This window comes from Rhizobium sp. BG4 (genome assembly GCF_016864575.1).
Taxonomy (GTDB): domain Bacteria; phylum Pseudomonadota; class Alphaproteobacteria; order Rhizobiales; family Rhizobiaceae; genus Rhizobium.
On sequence record NZ_CP044127.1, the window covers coordinates 537,951 to 556,159 of the forward strand.

At 59.0% G+C, this 18,209-nt stretch carries 19 protein-coding genes and 3 pseudogenes; 12 read left to right on the top strand and 10 right to left on the bottom strand.

Translation table 11 applies throughout. From position 1 onward, the window contains the following. Window positions 1-301: 301 nt before the first annotated feature. Both F2982_RS30230 and F2982_RS30235 read right to left on the bottom strand, forming a co-directional pair. Window positions 302-3,808 (bottom strand): AAA family ATPase, encoded by a 3,507-nt coding sequence (locus F2982_RS30230; RefSeq protein WP_203431274.1) that lies wholly within the window; start codon window positions 3,806-3,808, stop codon window positions 302-304. Between the two features lies 1 nt (window position 3,809). Then, a complete protein-coding gene (locus F2982_RS30235; RefSeq protein ID WP_148194569.1) occupies window positions 3,810-5,075 on the bottom strand; it encodes a DNA repair exonuclease in 1,266 nt (421 codons plus the stop codon). 249 nt (window positions 5,076-5,324) lie between these two features. Here F2982_RS30235 and F2982_RS30240 point away from each other — a divergent pair, with 249 nt between their 5' ends. Then, entirely contained in the window at window positions 5,325-5,549 is a 225-nt protein-coding gene (locus F2982_RS30240; protein WP_199629757.1) for a hypothetical protein, read from the top strand. A 498-nt stretch (window positions 5,550-6,047) separates the two neighbouring features. Here the strand turns inward: F2982_RS30240 and F2982_RS30245 are convergent, their stop codons facing one another. The 3 genes from F2982_RS30245 to F2982_RS30255 form a co-directional block, all read right to left on the bottom strand. Then, window positions 6,048-6,392 (bottom strand): gamma-glutamylcyclotransferase family protein, encoded by a 345-nt coding sequence (locus F2982_RS30245; RefSeq protein ID WP_199629758.1) that lies wholly within the window; start codon window positions 6,390-6,392, stop codon window positions 6,048-6,050. 91 nt (window positions 6,393-6,483) lie between these two features. Then, window positions 6,484-6,834, bottom strand: coding sequence for a hypothetical protein (locus F2982_RS30250; RefSeq protein ID WP_199629759.1), 351 nt, complete (start codon window positions 6,832-6,834; stop codon window positions 6,484-6,486). A gap of 2,215 nt (window positions 6,835-9,049) precedes the next feature. Continuing rightward, the gene (locus F2982_RS30255) at window positions 9,050-9,277 is read right to left on the bottom strand and encodes a hypothetical protein (protein ID WP_199629760.1); all 228 of its coding nucleotides are present in this window, start codon (window positions 9,275-9,277) and stop codon (window positions 9,050-9,052) included. A gap of 376 nt (window positions 9,278-9,653) precedes the next feature. Here F2982_RS30255 and F2982_RS30260 point away from each other — a divergent pair, with 376 nt between their 5' ends. From F2982_RS30260 to F2982_RS30285, 6 genes are all read left to right on the top strand, one after another. Then, window positions 9,654-9,983, top strand: coding sequence for a helix-turn-helix transcriptional regulator (locus tag F2982_RS30260; protein WP_203431637.1), 330 nt, complete (start codon window positions 9,654-9,656; stop codon window positions 9,981-9,983). Then, a complete protein-coding gene (locus F2982_RS30265) occupies window positions 9,980-10,231 on the top strand; it encodes a hypothetical protein (RefSeq protein ID WP_203431275.1) in 252 nt (83 codons plus the stop codon). Before F2982_RS30260 ends, F2982_RS30265 begins: the two co-directional genes overlap by 4 nt. A 242-nt stretch (window positions 10,232-10,473) precedes the next feature. Then, window positions 10,474-10,728, top strand: a complete 255-nt coding sequence (locus tag F2982_RS30270; RefSeq protein WP_203431276.1) for a hypothetical protein — start codon at window positions 10,474-10,476, stop codon at window positions 10,726-10,728. Window positions 10,729-10,950: 222 nt separating this feature from the next. Further along, window positions 10,951-11,310: a hypothetical protein gene (locus F2982_RS30275; RefSeq protein WP_203431277.1), complete on the top strand. Its 360-nt coding sequence runs from the start codon at window positions 10,951-10,953 to the stop codon at window positions 11,308-11,310. Between the two features lie 7 nt (window positions 11,311-11,317). Further along, window positions 11,318-11,557 carry a hypothetical protein gene (locus tag F2982_RS30280; RefSeq protein WP_199629764.1) on the top strand — a complete coding sequence of 80 codons (240 nt, stop codon included), beginning with the start codon at window positions 11,318-11,320 and terminating at the stop codon, window positions 11,555-11,557. A 118-nt stretch (window positions 11,558-11,675) separates the two neighbouring features. Beyond that, window positions 11,676-12,278 (top strand): hypothetical protein, encoded by a 603-nt coding sequence (locus F2982_RS30285; RefSeq protein ID WP_203431278.1) that lies wholly within the window; start codon window positions 11,676-11,678, stop codon window positions 12,276-12,278. A 303-nt stretch (window positions 12,279-12,581) separates the two neighbouring features. Here F2982_RS30285 and F2982_RS30290 read toward each other — a convergent pair whose 3' ends face one another. Next, window positions 12,582-12,791 carry a hypothetical protein gene (locus F2982_RS30290; protein ID WP_199629766.1) on the bottom strand — a complete coding sequence of 70 codons (210 nt, stop codon included), beginning with the start codon at window positions 12,789-12,791 and terminating at the stop codon, window positions 12,582-12,584. A 258-nt stretch (window positions 12,792-13,049) separates the two neighbouring features. Beyond that, window positions 13,050-13,484: a chemotaxis protein CheW gene (locus F2982_RS30295; RefSeq protein ID WP_203431279.1), complete on the bottom strand. Its 435-nt coding sequence runs from the start codon at window positions 13,482-13,484 to the stop codon at window positions 13,050-13,052. Between the two features lie 30 nt (window positions 13,485-13,514). On the opposite strand from F2982_RS30295, the pseudogene F2982_RS31900 reads away from it, so the two are divergent. Beyond that, window positions 13,515-13,629, top strand: a pseudogene (locus tag F2982_RS31900) (conjugal transfer protein TraH); the annotation flags it as partial. A gap of 187 nt (window positions 13,630-13,816) precedes the next feature. Here F2982_RS31900 and F2982_RS31905 read toward each other — a convergent pair. The 3 genes and pseudogenes from F2982_RS31905 to F2982_RS32245 form a co-directional block, all read right to left on the bottom strand. Next, window positions 13,817-14,302, bottom strand: coding sequence for a hypothetical protein (locus F2982_RS31905; protein ID WP_246777683.1), 486 nt, complete (start codon window positions 14,300-14,302; stop codon window positions 13,817-13,819). A gap of 6 nt (window positions 14,303-14,308) precedes the next feature. Then, entirely contained in the window at window positions 14,309-14,650 is a 342-nt protein-coding gene (locus tag F2982_RS31910) for a glycosyltransferase family A protein (protein ID WP_246777684.1), read from the bottom strand. After that, a pseudogene (locus F2982_RS32245) lies at window positions 14,632-15,165 on the bottom strand (glycosyltransferase family A protein); the annotation flags it as partial. The pseudogene F2982_RS32245 and the gene F2982_RS31910, both read right to left, overlap by 19 nt. Here F2982_RS32245 and F2982_RS31920 point away from each other — a divergent pair. From F2982_RS31920 to F2982_RS30320, 4 genes and pseudogenes are all read left to right on the top strand, one after another. Beyond that, window positions 15,077-15,283: pseudogene (locus F2982_RS31920) on the top strand (hypothetical protein); the annotation flags it as partial. The pseudogenes F2982_RS32245 and F2982_RS31920 overlap by 89 nt on opposite strands. A gap of 370 nt (window positions 15,284-15,653) precedes the next feature. Next, entirely contained in the window at window positions 15,654-15,938 is a 285-nt protein-coding gene (locus tag F2982_RS30310; protein ID WP_199629768.1) for a helix-turn-helix domain-containing protein, read from the top strand. Beyond that, on the top strand, window positions 15,928-17,250 hold the full coding sequence (locus tag F2982_RS30315) for a type II toxin-antitoxin system HipA family toxin (protein ID WP_199629801.1): 1,323 nt from the start codon (window positions 15,928-15,930) through the stop codon (window positions 17,248-17,250). The genes F2982_RS30310 and F2982_RS30315 overlap by 11 nt, the downstream gene beginning before the upstream one ends. Window positions 17,251-17,392: 142 nt before the next feature. Continuing rightward, the gene (locus F2982_RS30320; protein ID WP_203431280.1) at window positions 17,393-17,821 is read left to right on the top strand and encodes a hypothetical protein; all 429 of its coding nucleotides are present in this window, start codon (window positions 17,393-17,395) and stop codon (window positions 17,819-17,821) included. Window positions 17,822-18,209: the final 388 nt, after the last annotated feature.

The following is an 18,209-nucleotide window of genomic DNA, read 5'->3' on the forward strand; positions in this document are numbered from 1 at the left end:
GGGATCGAAACCGACAGGGGACGAACACACGGCCAATCGCGCATGTCCGCTTCCTTGTCACCCACGTGGCGTCAATCCCAGGCCTGCAACGAGCCGGCCGACAATCGGGTCCAAGCGTACTCTTCATAACCAGGACGGCTCGCCAGTCCGCAATGCAGCCTCCGTGCGGATGGCATGATCTCCCCAATTCAAGAGAGCCAATTAAAACCAGCCTTACAGCCGCCGAGACAGAGGCGTGATCGGGAACAGACCGAAAAGGTCATCGTACCGCACGAGCAAAAGGGATAGCTGCGTTTATATCTTATTCCGCCGCTATTCCGCTCACTGTTGCCTGCCGCTGGAAGTGGTCGAAATCATGTACCCGTACCGATGGACACACCTTTTTCGCAATATCGATTAGGTGTCTGTGATGCGTGAGGTAGATCACCTGGCCATGTTGCGCCATCCCGGCAAACAGCCTGAAGGCTTCTTCCGCCCGAAAGTCGTCGAACGTCTCCATGATGTCATCGGCGATGAACGGGACGCCGGGCCGCTCGGTCACGAATTCGTGGTATCCCGCCACTCGCAATGCCAGGTAAAGCTGAAACCGTGCTCCCCGCGACAGCGCGTCTGCCGATAGAGATCCGCCGCTCGCTGATAGAGCCATCAACACTTCCCCATCTTTGCCGGGCTGCGCGGCTACCCCGGAATAGGCGCCGCGGCTGATGGTCCGGAACGCTTCCGACGCTCTGGACATCATCCCGCTCCGATGACGATCCCTGTAAAGCCTGAGCGCCTGTTCGGCAGCAACGATACCGATCCTCAGCTCGAGATATCTCTCTGCCCGCTCTTCAATGTCCAGCAGCGTGGTCCGACGCCGTTCCTCGATCTGAGCGGCCGCTGCGTCGCCTCCGACCGCGTCCAATGCCTTGCGGATGGTGGAGAGCTCGTGAAACGCATCTCGGCACGCCTGCTCGTGGTGTGCAAGAAGCGGCTTCATGCCCTCCAGCTCGACCTCAAGCGCATTCCTGTCGGCAAGCGAAAGTCGGTGTTCAACCTCGAGAATGTCCTGGACGCCGGTGATCTCCAGGAGTTCGCGCTCAAGGTCATCAATGGCCGCGCGGACTGCCTGCCGCTTCAAGCAAAGATCAATTTGCGCTTCCACCTCATCAATGGTGGTGCAGCCGAAGAATGCCGTCATCTCGTCAGTGCGAGCGGAAAGAACCTGTCGGGTCACCAACAGCTCTTTCTCCTGCTCCCGCGCCTGATCGAGTGCTTCTTCAAGCTTCTCGACCCGATCCCGGTCCCGCTCGGCGATTTTGATCTTTTCTCCGATTGCCCGCGTCATATCGCCGAGCGATCCCGACCGGTCCATACCGAGGCCCGAACACAGAGCAAAGACCGTCTGCTCGAAGATAATGGCGTCCTGCTCCATCTTCTGAACGCGGTCTACCAGGCTCTCTTTCATTTCGACCGCCGACGACAGCTTTTCAAGGATCGGTATGATCACATTGACGGCGTCGACATCCGGAACAGATTGTTGATCCTCGAGCCAGCAACCAGCGCATAGCTCCGCCCACCTAGCGTTCCACTCGGCATCGTCGCTTTGCGCTTCGGCCAGAAGCTTTGTCCGCTCGTTGCGGTCAGCATTGAGGCGTTCAAGCCGGTCGGCTTGATCCATCGCCGAATTGAACCGATCGAGCTCACGTTCGGCCAGCGCGATGAGTGAGACGGTATCGTCAACATCGACGGCCTTGATGCCGGCGGCTTTGAGCGCTGCTGTTATGCGCAGCTTCGCCGAGACAGATCGATCTCGGACATCCGCAATCTCCTGGTCGATCGAACCCAAGTCGTCGCGGGCCGCCAGAGCCGTTGTCCGGCGACGGAGCCATTCTTGAAGTTCGTTTGGGTCACGCACGAGGAGCTGGGCCGCCGCCACGCCCGAGAAACTGGTGAGCATCTCCGAAGTCAACGCTGCCAGCGCAGAGCGCGCGTCTGAAAGGCGCTGGTCCGCGGACTGAAGCTCTGCGATGGCAACGGCGCGCGTGAGGCTGAGTTGCGCCAGCATTCCGCTATCGGCGAAATGCAGAAGACGCGCCGACACGGCCTGGTCGTCTGCCCTCATGGTGCGTTCGAAGTCGAGCGCGGTCTCGATCGTTAACGTCTGTCGATGCAATAGCCATGCTTCATCGCGCGCAGCACGGCTGGCGATCGCCGACGTCTCGTCGATTTTTCCGGAACGTCCCCGAATATCCGCGATTTCGGCATCCACACGGTCGAGTTCGGATTGCAATCTATCTCTGTCCGAGGCCGCGGACTTTTCAGAATCGCGGCAGTTTGCATATGTGGCTTTCCATTTTTCGACGGTGGTCGTCAACGGAACCGGGATCGCAGCCAGCTCAGCCGACGTGCCTCGCCACGGCACGAGCTGGGCCATGCTTTCCAGCACGCTGGCCTCAGCGGCTTGTCTGCGCCGCGTCAGAAGCCGAAGCGATGTTTCGTCGTCGAGCGTCTCGATCGCGTTGACAGTCGCGGCTAAAGCCTCGAACGCTCTGCGGCGTTCTGGCTGCCTGTATTCAACTAGGCGCTCGTAGGCTCCGCCCTCCTCTGCAAGAGCGCGATTGGTTCGGGCGAGCTCTTTGCTGGCGGCTTCCAACCGCGCATCAACGCCTGACCTCGCGTTGATGAGGCCCCTCAGTCTGCCGACTGTGGTCGCGTCAAGAATCAGGCGAGCCGGGTTCTTCTCTCCCGGCTGCCCAAGCTGGAGAAGCAGCGCGTCAACTGAAAGGTCTGCGATCCGCCCTTTCAATTTCGGAATGTCGACCACCGCCGTGACATAGCGTGGCTCCAGTGTCTTTAGGAGCTCCTCCCCCCTACCTGCGAAGGCCAGAACCTCCGATGGATCGGCAACTCTCTCGATCTCGCTCTCGATGGTGGCGATCGAATGCGCAACGGCGTCAATCTTAACCCGCAGTTCGATGCTTTCCTTGCGAATGGCCGAGAGTTCATTCTTCCATGAGCCTGGGGGCTCCGGTACGGCAATCGTCGCCCGCAGTTCTTCCCGGTAGAGTGACAGCCGCGCCATCGTTGGAAGAGCTCGCAGGATGCGGTTAATCTCGTTTGACCGCCGTTGAATCGCCGACTGTTGATCAACCGCCTTCTGGTATCGTTCCTCATGCGCCGCAAGTTCAATCCTCATCCGCGCGAAATCAGTTGCCAGCAGATCGAGTTCGTCACGCTTCACCTTAAGGTCCGCGAGACGCGACCTGAGCTCTCCGAGTTCCGTGTTGCGAGCCCGTAGCTTATAAAACCGATCGGCTTCGCCCCGGATTTCGCCGAGCCGTCGACTGAGATCTGAAAGACCCGCGCTTGCAGAAAAAAGCAGCTGCCCGAGATCGCCTTTGCTGGCCAGGATGCTCTCGCCGCCGCTCTTGAGGGTTTCTTCGTCGAGCGAGAACATCGTCGAGAACGCAGAGCGATCGATCCCACCGAGATCAGCCATGATCTCGGTTTCCGCAACAGTGCGCTCATCGCCGTCCAGCAGGCTATTTTGCAGGCGCTTGACCCGGACGAACTCACGATCCCGTCCAGCGACAAGCAGGTTGCCGCCTAATCTCATTGCTGAATAAGGATGTAAAAATCCGTATTTGGTGCTGTGTCCGATCCCGAAGACGAGATCGAGGATCGCATTGAAAGTGGTCGACTTGCCTGCCTCGTTAGGGCCGTAAACGACATGCAGGTCGGGCGATCCGACCGGACGTTGCCCAAAATCAACAACAGCGTCCGTGAATTTGCCGTAGCGCGTCAGGTCGAGACGATTGATCCGCACGTCACTCTCCCTCGGCCCCCTGGAGAAGCGCGAGCACATGCGCTGTCCCCTCTTTTGCAAACTTCGCCATCAAACCGTCATACGCCGCCTGATCTTTTCCGATGATGTCCCTGAGCTCCGCCGGCAACTGGCCGCGCAATTCGTCGGCAATCGCCTTGACCTCCGAATTGAAATCGATCGAGCCATGGATCTCTCGCGCAATGATAGTCGCAAGCTCGCCCAGCGCTCCCGGATTCCCGCCGTTTTGCCGCGGCCGCGACGACGAGACTTTCACTTTTTCGATCCAGATATTTCCGATCAACGACCCATGTGTTTCGAACTCCGTCCTCAGAAGATCGATGTCCCTGCGAGCGCGCCAAGCAAGCTCACTCGTCCCTATCACCTCCACCCGTGCCACGATCTGGCCTTTCGGTATCGCCGAGGCCAGTTCGCCAAGCTGAAGTTTGCACAGTGCCACCAAGTCGTCCCAGTCAGCGGCCATTGAGACGTCGATTTGGAGCCGCTCGAATTGGGCGACGGCAGTTCTTCGTTCTTCGACGAGGATCGAGCGGTCATCACGCACGGTCACCAGTGACACCGTCTTCGATCCGTCCTCATTGATGTCACGCCCCTGCGGTATTCCGGGCATCACGACAGCGCAGCTTTGGTCTTGCAGAGCGGATCGTTTGTGAATGTGGCCGAGCGCCCAGTACTGAAACCCTGCCTGTCTGAGCTCGGCAACACTGCAGGGCGCGTAAAGATCGTGTCCTGCTGAGCCACCAAGGCTGGTATGCATGATCCCGATATTGACCGCGCCGGGCAGTGGGGCGGCGAAGTGTCGGAGGAGAGATTCTGGCGCATGCGGCTTAGCAAAACTCATTCCGTGGATCGCAACGTCGAAATCCCCGGCGGACCGCTCGATGGTGACCAGTTCAGCGACCTCACCGAACACCTTGACCGTGTCCGGCATCACAAGCTGTGCGGTGATCTTTGAGAGGGCATCGTGGTTGCCGCGGATGATGTAGGTCCGAATACCGCCCTGATGCAAGCGCCCGAGTTGTTCGGCAAGGAACCGCGCCGTTTTCATCGACGTCTGCTCACCGTCGTAGAGGTCGCCAGCGATGATCAGAGCGTCGACCTGCTCTTCGAGGCACAGCTCGATCGTCTGGATGAACGATTGCCTGGTAGCAAGCCCGATGAGATCTGCCAGCTCGCCGTTGAGAAGCGCAAGGGACTTCAGCGGCGAGTCGAGATGGATGTCGGCGGTGTGGACGAATCGGAATGCCATGGTCTGCCCTTGTCCGTGTCAGCCTCGTTAGCCTTTCTGGGTTCAAAATGCCAGTTCGAATTCCTGTTTTGTTCTGCTATCCCCAACTTTCCGCAAGGTCAAATCCTCACCCGCGGCTGCGCGTTTTGCCGGCTTCTTCGATGGGCCCCAATTCTTCTGGGCGCGCCACCAGGAGGATTGCGATCGCTAAATCTCGGCTTTAAAACGCACGTTAGGCCACGCGGAAGCTGCAGAATGCGAGAGGAAGGCATGACCACCGATATAGGGATGAGGATGCAAAGGCTTATCGCCAGCTTGACGGACAAGCATTTCACCTATCCGCCGCATAACATCGGTTTGAAAACCGCGCTGGCAGCCAAGCAGGCGGGGTATATCGAAATCCAGACCGGTTTTAAAACATCGCTGAAATGCAGTTTGACCTCGAAGGGCGTCACGGCTCAGAGGCAGATCAAGCGTCACCCGACAGCCGTTTGAAGTCGGCTTCTCCATCGCGTCGTACGCCCTTTCCCGGCCGACCGGAGCGACAAGTCCAGTTCCGATGGCTATCGTTGCGCGCGCTGGATCACGTACTTTCTCATCAGCACGTCTCGGCGACGGTGCTTTATCGCGGTGAAGCGGAAGAGGCGAGCGGGCTCTCGCTCTTCAGCAAAGACCACGACGAAGCCAGCATTCGGCCCTATCAGTATTGACGGCGGTGATCATCAACGCTTGTCCATGAGGCCAGCCGCTTCAACGCGACGCTGAAGAGCATGCGTTCAACTCCGGTGCGAAGCCCAACCCCCGTAGTTGATGTGGCTTCTTCGTTGTGTAGGTAAAGCGGGTATTTGCCGAGGACACGCGGATGCCGGTGTTCGCAGGTTTTTGCACGTCTGTTCCGGCCGGCGCGCAACTCACACGGCCTGCCGCATGCAGGTAGGTGTAGCCTCGAACGAACCGATCTATACCCAAACCGGATCGCTGGAACGTTGGATCTCACAGCCTTGCAATCTTAGCCAAGGTGTAAACGTGAGCCTCAACCTGTTCGCCATCGATGGTGACGGAGACCGGCGCCCTACGATAACCCTCGCCTTCGAACGAATCCAGCCGCTGCCAGTGATGTGGAAGATCGGAGGATTCGAAGACCGACACCGGGATCGCGTAGGCCTGGTCATCGAGCACAAGACCGGGAAAGCCCAAGTCCGAGCCCCAGCCAGCGTCCACGAGGCGCCCGAAAATCTTGCCAGACCGCCAGAAGCCTGCAAGTCCGTCAAGTTGGTTATTGTTGAGCTTTCCAGGTGCAAGGCTGCCATAGGTCGCGAGGCGATGTTCAACTGTCATTGTTACTGTGCCGTATTTTAAAACCAGACGTTCTGATAACGCCTAAGTGGAAAGGAATTGCGAATGATCGCCAAGTCGCTTGAAAGGCCGGCTACTTCTTCGGCCTTTGGGAAACGCTTGTGGCTGTGGCAGACACCGCCTCGCTTGCTGGCCAGGCTTGGAAACCTTCGTCGACCTCTCCCTTTAGGGTCTCGTGATCTTGCCCGTGACGCACGCTCGATGGTGTTTGCAACCCCAAGCCGCCCTCGTCGAAGTTGCCGTCGCTGAGGGCGTCATTTCGATTGACGCCAGGATCTTCACCCTCGCCTCCCGACGACACGAGCTCAACCATGATTGCTTTCGCGTGCTCCACCGCATTTTGTGCATCAATGTTGTTATCGGAGTTATCCATAGCAATGGATACAAGCTCGCCACCCTGTCCCACAAACTCGACGGTCAGCATCCTCCCCTCCGGCGTGATCCGGGTGTCTCGCACTTGCATTGCAGCCTCCAAAGTCATTTCCTGCGAATAACTCGGGTTACGCGTTGCAGTTCCACGAAGCCGACGTCGGCATCATCGGTGCAGCATCGGCCGAATAGTGGCGACAGGTTTCCCATTGCAGAATGCGCAGGCCATTGTCGAACGGGAAGCCTGTCTCTTCAGGGCGGAGGCATTGGCTAAAACTTTCTGGGCTGCCGAGACGTAGTTCGATCGTGATCGAAAGGTTATGGCCGCCGCACCCCCTCCCGCAGTCTCCTGTCGGGACGCGGCGGCCGCACTACGTCGCCGTCTGCGAGGTTCGATTGGCTGGCGTACCGGCGCTACTCTCCTCACTCGCCGGCACGAGCCAGAACACAGCGCAGGTGACCCTCCAGGAGTTCGCAACGCACGACAGAATGCTGCCACCGTCCGCTACTCTCCCGGACTGTTTTTCACACGATCGGTATTTTGCTGAGGAATCGCAACGACGATAGTAGCGCACAGCATTTTCTCTGGCTCCGGCCTATCCTCTCGGTCAACGCGGTCCAGGAATTTCTCTATCGGTATTCAAGCGAATGTCTTGCGCCTCAAGATAAAGCAGCTGGGCGGCGTCGGCGAAAGCAGCATTGCGTTCAGCGTTCTCAGTGAAAATCCCGCTATCCGGCGCGACGAGAACAAATTCGCCACCATCGTCTCCATCAGCCCACGCCGTTCAAAGCCTAGGCTCTCGACGGAGGGAGAAGCGAACGCTTATGTAAAGCGAAGGGCACCGGCGCCCGGCACTCGACCCTGCCTCAGTTCGCAGTGTTTCGCACAACGTTCGACATTGCTGTCGTTTCCGTGCATGCTGGTCCTCAGGCGTCAAAGCATCAGACACTTTCCCGCCTAGAGGTCATTGCTTCTCCCATCACTCTCTGGCAATGACCTCGCCGAAATCCAGGTCCGGCGGCTCGTCACTGCTCCGCCGCACAGAGATCGCCTCACAAGTCCAAGGCCTAACCCGCCGCATGAGTGAGGCGATCTCACGCGCCGGGCGTCTTGAATCGGCACGTGATCTTCGAAGGATTTTCTACGGTGATTCTTGCGTGGCCGCTTTGCCACGGTTTGGGCCGGTTGATGTTGGATCCAGGGGCCATTCGAGAACCCTCCCCTGAACGGTGCGGACGACCTCAGCCGAAAGGCTTCGTTGCCTCGCGCGCCGCTTTGAGTCGCTCGGTCTTACGGCGACGGGCCTCTGCTTCGGCCTCTATCGCCGCAATGGCAACGCGATGCGTCTCTTCTTCGCGCGATCGCCGCTCGGCCCTTGTTATCGCATTTCGGTGACGGATTTTGGGTGGATCGTCTTGCTCACTCATGCGCGCATAACTGCGTCGGATCGAGGACAAGGCAACAGTCTCGTCCGATAGCGTACAAGACCCGGTTCCAGACATCGCTCAGCCAGCAATTCCAGTCACCAGCTCCATTGATGCCAGAATGCACTGAACAACAGCGAGGCCGCCGGAGCTTCCAACATCGGATTCGTCTTGGGTCGTTGAAACCCGCGCTCGGCGGGCTATGCGAGCATTGACTAATGCTGTGTGCAGCGACATGGAGCAGACCCACAATTCGCGAAGATGGACATGACCACTTACCGCTCTACAGGCCGGCACATCCCACACTCAGACGATGGCGCCTCTGATGTCGATGTCTTCGCAGAGATCACGTGCCTCCTCGAAGCCTTGACGGGCTTCTTGGAGCACCACGTCGTCAAGACGTTGAAAGGTCCCGAACCGGCGCTCGTTGTTTGCCGCCGGGCAGATGGCGAACCGGTTCCGCATGCTTGGCTGAAGCAAGAACCAGGCACCGGGCGTCTCTACAGAGACTTCGCGGTGCGAAGTGGCTCCACCAGGACCGTAGGATCAGCACGACAGGTCTTTCGCGACCCTTATGATGCAGCCCATCACCTGACGTCCCTCATGCAAATTCCATCGCCTCGCATGAGTACTTAGCGATGGAAGGCGCATAGCTGCTATGCGCCAGCTTATCTTTCTCCACCTGAGGCGAGCCTATAATGAGCAGGCCCTTCGAGACGCCTGCTGCATCGCGCGGCTTTCGCGTTTTCGAGCAACACGTGTGGGCGCTCCCCGTCTTCGGGTTGAGCGCCCTACTTGTATTTCATCAGCACCGACGCGGTTCGTCAGGCACCCGTCCAAACAAATCAGCCGATAATCCTGTTCGCCCAGCAGGTCCGACGTCCTTCATGATAAGGTCCGCAATTAGGTAGCAAATGCCATCCCTCGCCTGACTTGAGCCGCTTGATGCCGTTGCACGGATCGACCTTCGCCTCGCCCACCTCGATGGCCCACGCATAGAGAGCGCTGATCGCCGTGACGATGTTGTTGGCAGCCTCCGGACTGTCGATCCGCGTGTCTCGAATAGCAGTCACATGCTTTCTCTCGAGGAGTTCGAAAGGCTTGTCGCCATGCTTGATGCAAATGGCGCCGGCGACTCATCGGCTCGCTTGAAATACTGCTGGCAGAGCCAACGGAACGACCGCGCGACAACGGGCTTGGCCGAGTCCGCGATGACTGAAGCGTCGCTATAGGGGATGCCCTTTTCGGCGCATGCATATTCGCGCAGAAACGCGGCCGTGCCCTGCTTCTCGCGAAGCTGGACCTTCTTCCTTCCTTTGACACCGAAATAGAAGCGTACTTCGACTAGGCCGTCCTGGCGGCTCCTCGTTGCCAAGTGCGGAAGTTCAATGTAAGACTTTATGTCAGATATCAGCCTTTCTGTCAGCACTAGATCCAACGTTGGACTTTATGTCGATTTCTCCGTCGCAGTGCAGAGCCGCTCGTGCCCTATTGGAATTAGACCAAAACGAGCTCGCAGCTCGCGCTTCCGTATCGCGTGGCGTGATTATCGATTTCGAGAAAGGCCGGCGGACGCCTGGCGCAAATAACCTCGCTGCTATAGCGCGCGCCCTTCAAGCTGCTGGCGTCACCTTCATTGACGGTACTTACAGCGGAAGCGGCGGGCCTGGTGTCCGTCTTTTCGCGCCGGCCGGTGCCTCTATCGACACCAACGAAGACGAGACTATCCAATACAAGGACATGTTTGAGAACGACGCGCATCCCGGTGCCGGCGGATGAACCACACACCCAAAGCCACCACTGACCTCCTAGCATCCGCCAAGACTGTCCACGACCGGTATCTAGTCGGCCGCATGGAGCGCGAGACGGTCCGCGAGTGGGCAAGCCGCCTCGGCTTATATCCCGAGCCGCAAGGCGCACGGGTCAAGGCCGTTGCAGACTGGTTCCACGCCAACAAGAACGACGACGTCGACGACGAGATAAAGCGGAAGGATCTGGCCGTGCTGGCTGCTCTCATTGCGGAATGAGGCATCCCTCACACGATTGCGTCTGTATCGTGAAGCGCAGCAGTACGCTGGATGTCGCTCGGAATAAAAAGCCCGCCGCCGGGGTGGCAACGGGCTTCTAGGGTATCATGCCTTTGGTCTTCGTGTCGGGACATCTCACCTTCTCGACACAGACACGATAAGGCAACATGGTTGAAACAGTTACGGAACCATCCCTGCCCTTCCCCAGTTCTTCCACCAACTCAAACTCCTGGAGGAAGACAATGGCTAAGGACGATCTGACAACCGGCTTCACCGGAACCCCCACTGAGCCGCCGACAGGCGTTCGCAAAGTGGCATCTGACGCTGTGGACGCTGTCCGCCGCGAGACGAGCGCAGTGGCTGCCGGCGCAGCCGAACATCCGCACACAGCAACTGGCCTCGCGCTGACGGTCGGCGCAATCGGCCTGTGCATCGGCTACATTCTCGGCCGCAATTCTGCGGCATCGGACTACGATTATCGCCGCTATTGGCGCTGATATCTGTGTAGGTGGCGGACGGCCCTGGGCAAACGCGCGCCGCAGACACCGGTGTGTCGCCACGCCCACCAACTGAGGGACCAGAAAGCCCGCTGAGCAACCAACTCGGCCGGCTTTCTGCGTTACCGGCCGAACACCCAAAAAAATCGGTGGGTTGTTTATCGCGCCGCTAAACACGTCCTCAAGTTGCTGCTAGATCACAAGCAGGAATTGGGGAACATCATGAAGAAACTGGTTGTAATAGCGGCAAGCCTTGCCGTCCTGTCGTCGTGCACGCCTACGCCGCAAAAATACGCTGGCACGCTGACGGTCACCGATCCGAAATTCAACAGCGCGGAGTGCAAAGAGATCCGCCTGCAAGCGCTTAACTACGACGACAAGGTCGGCGGCCGCATGGCTATCGGCTTGGCATCTGGTATCTTGTTAGGGCCGTTCGGCCTTCCTCTCGCCGCTGCGGCGGATGCCAGCCAGGAGGAAAAGCGTAAGGCATTCGCCCGAGAGATGCACCTGCATTGTTCAAGCACGCCGCTACCGAAGAACCTTGAAGAAAAGCCGTCAAAGCCATCGGCCAAAAAGAGTTGAGCGCCGAATGATCTTCACCAAGCTAATCACCATTGCGGCGTGGATCGTCCTCGTTGGCAGCGTCCTGAGAATCATCACCGGCCTCGGCATCGCGACCGAGTTCCTGGGCCCGTACGAGGAAGCGCTGCGCCGATACGGCGGCACGGCGGCGAGCTCCGGAGCAATCATAGATCGAGGCGTTTATGGCTTCCTTGCCGCACTGATGCTCGGCACCCTGGGAGAAATCAGCAAGCGTAGGGAGAAGTAGGTTGCGCCCTTCGAGTTTGGGTGCGGATGGAGCGACGAGCGATAGCAATCGTAAGATTTAGCTATAGCCTACAAATCGATTTCCGCTACTGATTTCCTCAATCATTAGAGGAAATTCGATGCACAAAACCTTCGCAGCGGCAATCTTGGCGATCATGCTGCCGGTCGCCGCAAACGCCTGTAACATGGCCTATGCGTCCTGCCGCCATAATGACTCTCGTACCGACACCAACCGCTCGGACACGCCCAAGCCCAAACAGGCTAAGCCGGCGTACGGATGGCCCGGCCTGCACGTCGAAAGTGTTGGGGGCATGCGGGTTGTCGTCGATAGCCGCATTTCGGGTGGTGTTGGCGTGATTGTAGCCTACGACAACAACGGTCACCTCAAGGTTCGGGACCGAACAGGACGAATTTTTGTGTTGACCGATCCATCGAAGAGAGCTGCGCCCAAGCCCCATGTTCGAACGACCCTGGCTCGATCACTCCGAAGCGCGCCTGCCACCGATGTGCCAACCTCAATGGCAGACGATCGCAATCAGCAGACGACCGTACATACCGATGGCAGCTCGGCCTCGCCGACCGAAAGTGATGATGCAGGGCAGACCGGTTCGGCGGCCGATGGTGGCGTTAATGAAGCAGGCGCTGGCGCATCGGATCAGACTCCCGCCGCAAACGGCGATGCGGGCGCCTCGTCCGCACCGACGGAAGCCGCCGCGCACTAGTCTGTCTGGGTTGTTGAAAGCCGCTTGACCTGTCGAGGTGTAAGGACGAGCCCGCCGGCAAACACCGGCGAGCCCTTTGATGGCTAGGCCGACAACGGATCGATCTTACATCCGACAGCATCTGCTCAAGTCACCAAGCGGCGCTGCTCATACTCGCGTCAGCGCGGGCAATTGTCAGATCCAGGTGACCGCCGACGCAAGAGATCTGTTCGGCGTCAGGATCGGCTGGGTTCGGCCGCTTGCGAGCTCGCATATACTCGAACATGAACGGCCCGCACATCCCGAGCGATAACCAGTCTTGAGCTAGCATCTTCTCATGCAGCGGGTACTCGCCTGACCGAAGCCCAACGGCATCTTGTGCAGCACAAACGGCGCCGGCGCTCCGGTCTCTTCGAAAGTGGCGAAATACAGCGTCACGGGACGATAGGTGTCCGAAATCGCGCCGATGGCGATATTGACCGGGCTGTCGCTGGCGATGCCCTCCCCGCCTATCGTTGCAAGCGAGGTCTCCAAAACGGCCAGCGTGGCATCAACGGAGCCGGTTGCCTCTGCGGCGCCAGCCGATCGATCGCGGCAACCGAGCCGCTGCCGGTGATTGCCAGCGGTGCGAAAGCCGAAGCCCGAACCTTGCTGGTGATTTCGACGACAGTGCCATCTGGCAGGTAGCGCGCGCCGTCCGTCAGGATCTCCATGCGGTCTTTGTACGGTTTCAACGAGCCCCTCGATTTGCTGGCTGCTGGACGACTAGCTTTTCGAGGTTAGTTGCAGCCATTATTCGTCGTCCCGCCGGTTGCGGACCGAAAGTCTAGCCACGTCGAATAGGTCGGCTGGTTGCCCGTTGCTGTGTCTTCCATAGATTGTTCCTTGATTATTGGTCGTGGCCAAAAAAAAGCGGCGCCTGCCGGTTACGGGAGACGCCGCTGATGGCCTGCCGTGGACTTCCACGACTACAATCGCGCTACTTTCCGTGGTTTCGCACGGGCGCATTCCCAGTTTACGGGCAAGATCGATCGTCGGAATAACCGTGCCGCGCAGGTTGATGACGCCAAGAACCTCGGGCGACGTATGTGGCAACGGTGTCGAGGCTCCCCATCCGCGGATTTCGCGGACGGACGTCGTCTCGATGCAGAATGTTTGTGCGTCAAGCTGGAATGAGATGATGTCCAGCGTCGTCTGCTCATTCAGGTTCGTGCTCATGCTGGACATCAGAATTCCTCCCAGCTGTCGCCGCCCTTGTTCGCCAAGATCCTTCGGATCTTGAGAAAATGGTACGGAAACCCCACGAGCGCAGAGGTCTTTCCACAAAATTTTCGACGATGCGGTTTACGTCTGGAACACAGGTCAGTTCGAGTCACACCCGTGTTGCCGACGACAAACGAGACGCTCGTCCTTCAAAGGAAGGTACTCCTGAGTTCGATGATTGGGATGTCTGAAAGCTTCTCGAGCGGAGAACCGTAAGCCGTCAGTGCCTACCCGTCTCGGTAGTTTAGGCCGCCACAAAATCTCACAGTACTCTATCGGCCCGAGCCGATCGAAACCTACCTGTGAGAGTGTTTAGTTCTATAGCTCCCAAGTGCAATGCCCGGATTGATGCGATAGACCCTGTCGAAATCTTCGTCCGTAAAATTGCGGTAGGAATAGGAGGCATATTCCCTAAACAGGCTACGCAGATCCTGCCTGATCTGCCGGTTGACCCATTCGAGCAGGCCCGCTTTGAAAATGACAAAGACAGGATAGTATTTCGCCCTGAAAATCCGGTTCTCGGCAAATAGCTTCTCGGCATCCTCAAGTGCCTTGAACATTTCGAGGCGGCGCTCGTCAAACGTGTTGGTATGCTGCTCACGGCCGGGAACGAGCCGATGCGTGGTGAGGCTGGTATTGATGGCCAGGAACCTGCCGGCATTCATATAGGCAGCCCAATGCGGCAGGATGTCCTCGTTAATTCGCGCCGTCGAAAATTGCCAGTTCGTCGACCGGATGAATGACGTCCTAATGATCTCGTTCCAGGGATAGTTGATCGTCACCAGGAACTATGCGGCCTCATCCAGTTCGACAATGGCACTCTCACGATCGCCAAGCACGCCGTCCCATATGTTCTTGTCGACCGGCGGCATCCCTCCGGGGATTTCGTCGGCCGTTCTGAGGACGCTGTATCTGAAGGCAGCGACATCCACACCGGAGCTGTCCATCAGCGGCAGCACTGTATTGATGTCATCTTCGCCAAGAAGGTCGTCGGCATCATGGAACAGGCAATATTCGCTATCGACAAGCGCGAGCGCCCTGTTGCGGGCGCCCCGCGGCCGGTATTGGTTTCGCTTCGAAGCAGCCTGATGTTTTGATGGACATGCATGTATTGCTCGACGACTTCGCACGTATTGTCCGTTGACGCATCGTCAACGACGATGATGTCCATGTCGGCTTTGTTTCGGACCACACTCTCAAGCGTCTGCTCGACGCTGCCGGACTCGGCCATCTGCATGAGTCCGATCCGAAATAGACCTTCAGCCGGCTGGCTGCTTGGACCGACGATGATCGGGAACGGGCCCAGTGCTACGTTCGTCACGCACGCGCCGCCGCGCACGATATGTTTGGCCAAATAGCCGCGCTGGCCTCGGCATGAGAGATCAATGATATGCTCCTGGACCCGGGATTTGCCATCGTGCTTGTAACCTTTTTCTATGCATTTGCATTGTTGACTAATTGGGCGCGCTGGGTCGCGTCTTGTGCTTGAGGGCGACCGCTTCTTGCCACCGGATCGGGTCCTTCTTACACCACTTTCCACGTCCGGCAGCTTTCGGGCCGAATACATTCGCGCTCTGATACGGCGCGACTTGAAGAGCCGTGAAGAAGCCTGGGAAAGCCTGCAGAAGCAGCTTGGTCCGGCCATGCATGCCGATGACAGCGAATTTCTGTCCGTGACGGCAGAGGATGTGATCCACCATAATACGCAGCGCTGGTCATGGGGACTACCGCTTTTATCCCCGCGCAGACGCGGCCCAGGATAAGATCTGGCGCTACACTTTTGATAAATGGGGTGAAGCGCAGGTCACAGGCCATCACCTACATCACGGGCCTTCACCAGTATTTGAGACTGCTCTGCAGAAAGCGCAGGCTTTGGCGACGGCTGCCTCAGGCGCTTTACCCGAACGCGGATTAGCCTGACCGCCCCCGGCACCCAATTTTGTTCAAAATCCTGTTCACGAGATAGCCTTATGTCCAATCAAATGAACAATCCTTGACTGTCCACCGAGCTCATGGCACAATGTACAAAATTCTGGACGCGAGGAGAAGCCTCATGTCCACTCAAATGAACAAGCAGGTATAGCCGTGCCCCGTCAGAGAAGCTACTCCAGAGTCACGCACCAAGCGCTCGCCATGCTCGGCAAGCTGATCCGCGTCGGCCGGGCCGGGCGCGGCCTGACCGCGCAGGAACTGGCCGACCGCGCCGGCATCAGCCGCACGACCCTATCCAGCATCGAAAAAGGCGCTCCCGGCCCCGAGATCGGCATCGTTTTCGAGGTCGCTTCAATCGTCGGCGTGCGCTTGTTCGACTATGACGAGCGCATGCTTCAGATGCACAATGCCCGCCTTGACGAAAAACTGACCCTGCTGCCCAAGAGCGTCCGCCACGCCGTGAAGGAGGTCGATGATGACTTCTAAGGCGGACGCTACCGAAGCCTTTGTCTGGATGTGGCTGCCCGGGGCGACGGAACCAGTGGTCGCCGGCCGCCTCGACCAGGATGGCGAGCGCCTGCTCTTTACCTACGGCGCCAGCTACCGCCGCCGTAAGAGCGCCATCCCCATCTACGAGCCTGAACTGCCCCTTCAGGAGGGCGTCATTGCGCCCATCAACGGCCTGTCGATGGCGAGCTGCATTCGCGACGGCTCGCCGGATGCGTGGGGCCGCCGCGTCATCATCAACAGGCTGACGGGTAAGAAACCTGATGCTGCCGGCGTACCCGAGATCAGCGAGCTGACCTTCCTGCTCCAGTCAGGCTCCGACCGGATTGGCGCCCTCGATTTCCAGGCGTCGGCCACGGAGTATGTCCCCCGCCTTGCCGCACAGGCATCGCTTGACGAGCTCATGGAGGCAGCCGCCCTTATCGAAAAAGGCGTCCCCCTGACCCCGGCGCTCGACCAGGCCCTCAATCACGGCACGTCGATCGGCGGCGCGCGTCCCAAGGCGCTCATCGACGACGGCACAAGGAAATTCATCGCTAAATTCTCAGCCGCTAACGACACCTACAGCGTTGCGAAGGCCGAATTCATCGCGATGAAGCTGGCAGCCGCCTGCGGTCTTAACGCCGCGCCCGTGTCGATGACCAGCGCCGCCCATAAGGACGTGCTGCTGATCGAACGCTTTGACCGCACCCACACAAAGGACGGCTGGACGCGCCGCGCCATGGTCTCGGCCCTGACCATGCTGGGTCTCGATGAGATGATGGCCCGCTACGCTTCCTACGAAGACTTGGCCGCACTCATCCGCCACCGCTTCAGTAACCCCAAAGACACGCTCAGGGAACTCTACGGGCGGATTTGCTTCAACGTGCTGTGCGGCAATACCGACGACCACGCCCGCAACCACGCCGCCTTCTGGGACGGCAAGATGCTCACGCTCACGCCGGCCTATGACATCTGCCCGCAAGGCCGCACCGGCAGTGAAGCCACCCAAGCCATGCTCATCAAGGGCGAGGGCCGTGCCAGCACGCTCGCCACTCTGCTCGCTGCCGCGCCCGACTATCACCTGAAAGAGGCCCAAGCCGCCGCGCTCATCGAACAACAGATCATAACCATCGCCAAGCTCTGGCAAGAGATCTGCGATGAAGCAGACCTCAGCCCCGTCGACCGCAAGCTGTTCGCCGGACGCCAGTTTCTCAACAGCTACGCCCTTGAAGGACTCGCCAACCACAAGGCGCTGCAGGACGCCTTCCGCACCGCCCACAACGCGCTGCTCACAAGCGCAGGCGCCTGACGATGACAGCGCCAAAGCAGCTCAAAACACGCGCCCGGCCGGGAGCATTCCTCCGCTCCCTCGGCCATGCCTCATGGGCTGCCGAGCAGACCGCCTCCGGCATCACCTTCCTCGGCAGCCGCCGCCAGGCGCCGTTCTCATCATGGGCAGGCCCGGCGCAAATCACCGCATATCGGGGTTCACCACGATAGACGTACCGCTGGCCGCGGCCGGAGCGCAAGATTGGCGGGCGTCACGCCGCACAATGCCGCCGGCTTTATTTCTGCGGGCCAAAGAAGCCTTCCGCACCCACTTCCTCAGGCAATTCGAAGCGGCACAAGGCGAACTCACTGCGCTGTCCGAAGTGATAGCGCGCCTTGGCCAGCCCCGCCGCTACCCCGCCGCCTGCCTTCTCTCACCCTTCCTCTCGCGGGCCACAGCCATCATCAACGCTTTGCCAGCCACCATCCCTGACGGCGTCCTTTCAGAAGAGCCGCAACAGCTCATCGCCGTCCGGGCGTTCCAAGACATCCCGACGACGTACTCCGCGCTGCCATCGAGCGCATCATCGATTCAGACCTCGCCGGCATGAAAGGCGTCTTCGACACGATCGAGAAAAACCAGCTGACGCCGGAGCAGCGCCTTGTCGTCGTGACCGATGAGGAGGCAACACTCGTCCTCGCCGGCCCCGGCTCAGGCAAGACATCGTCGCCAACGCCTTTCCGCGCGCCGATCAACTGTCAGGCCATCTATAATCCTTCCCGTGGGCTGTGCGTGAAGCGCAGCCGGTCCTGCCATGCTTGCGCTATGCCAGGAGTTCGATTGAACGGGCGATTTTTCCGCTGTACTGCCCAAGCGATACGGGCAAGCTTGTTTGCAAGCGCCACTGCGCTGCGGATAGTCACAGACTGGACGCTACCCTGCCGTGACGGCTCGGTAATATCCTCCTTATCACGTCGTTCGGAACCAATCGCCAGGGT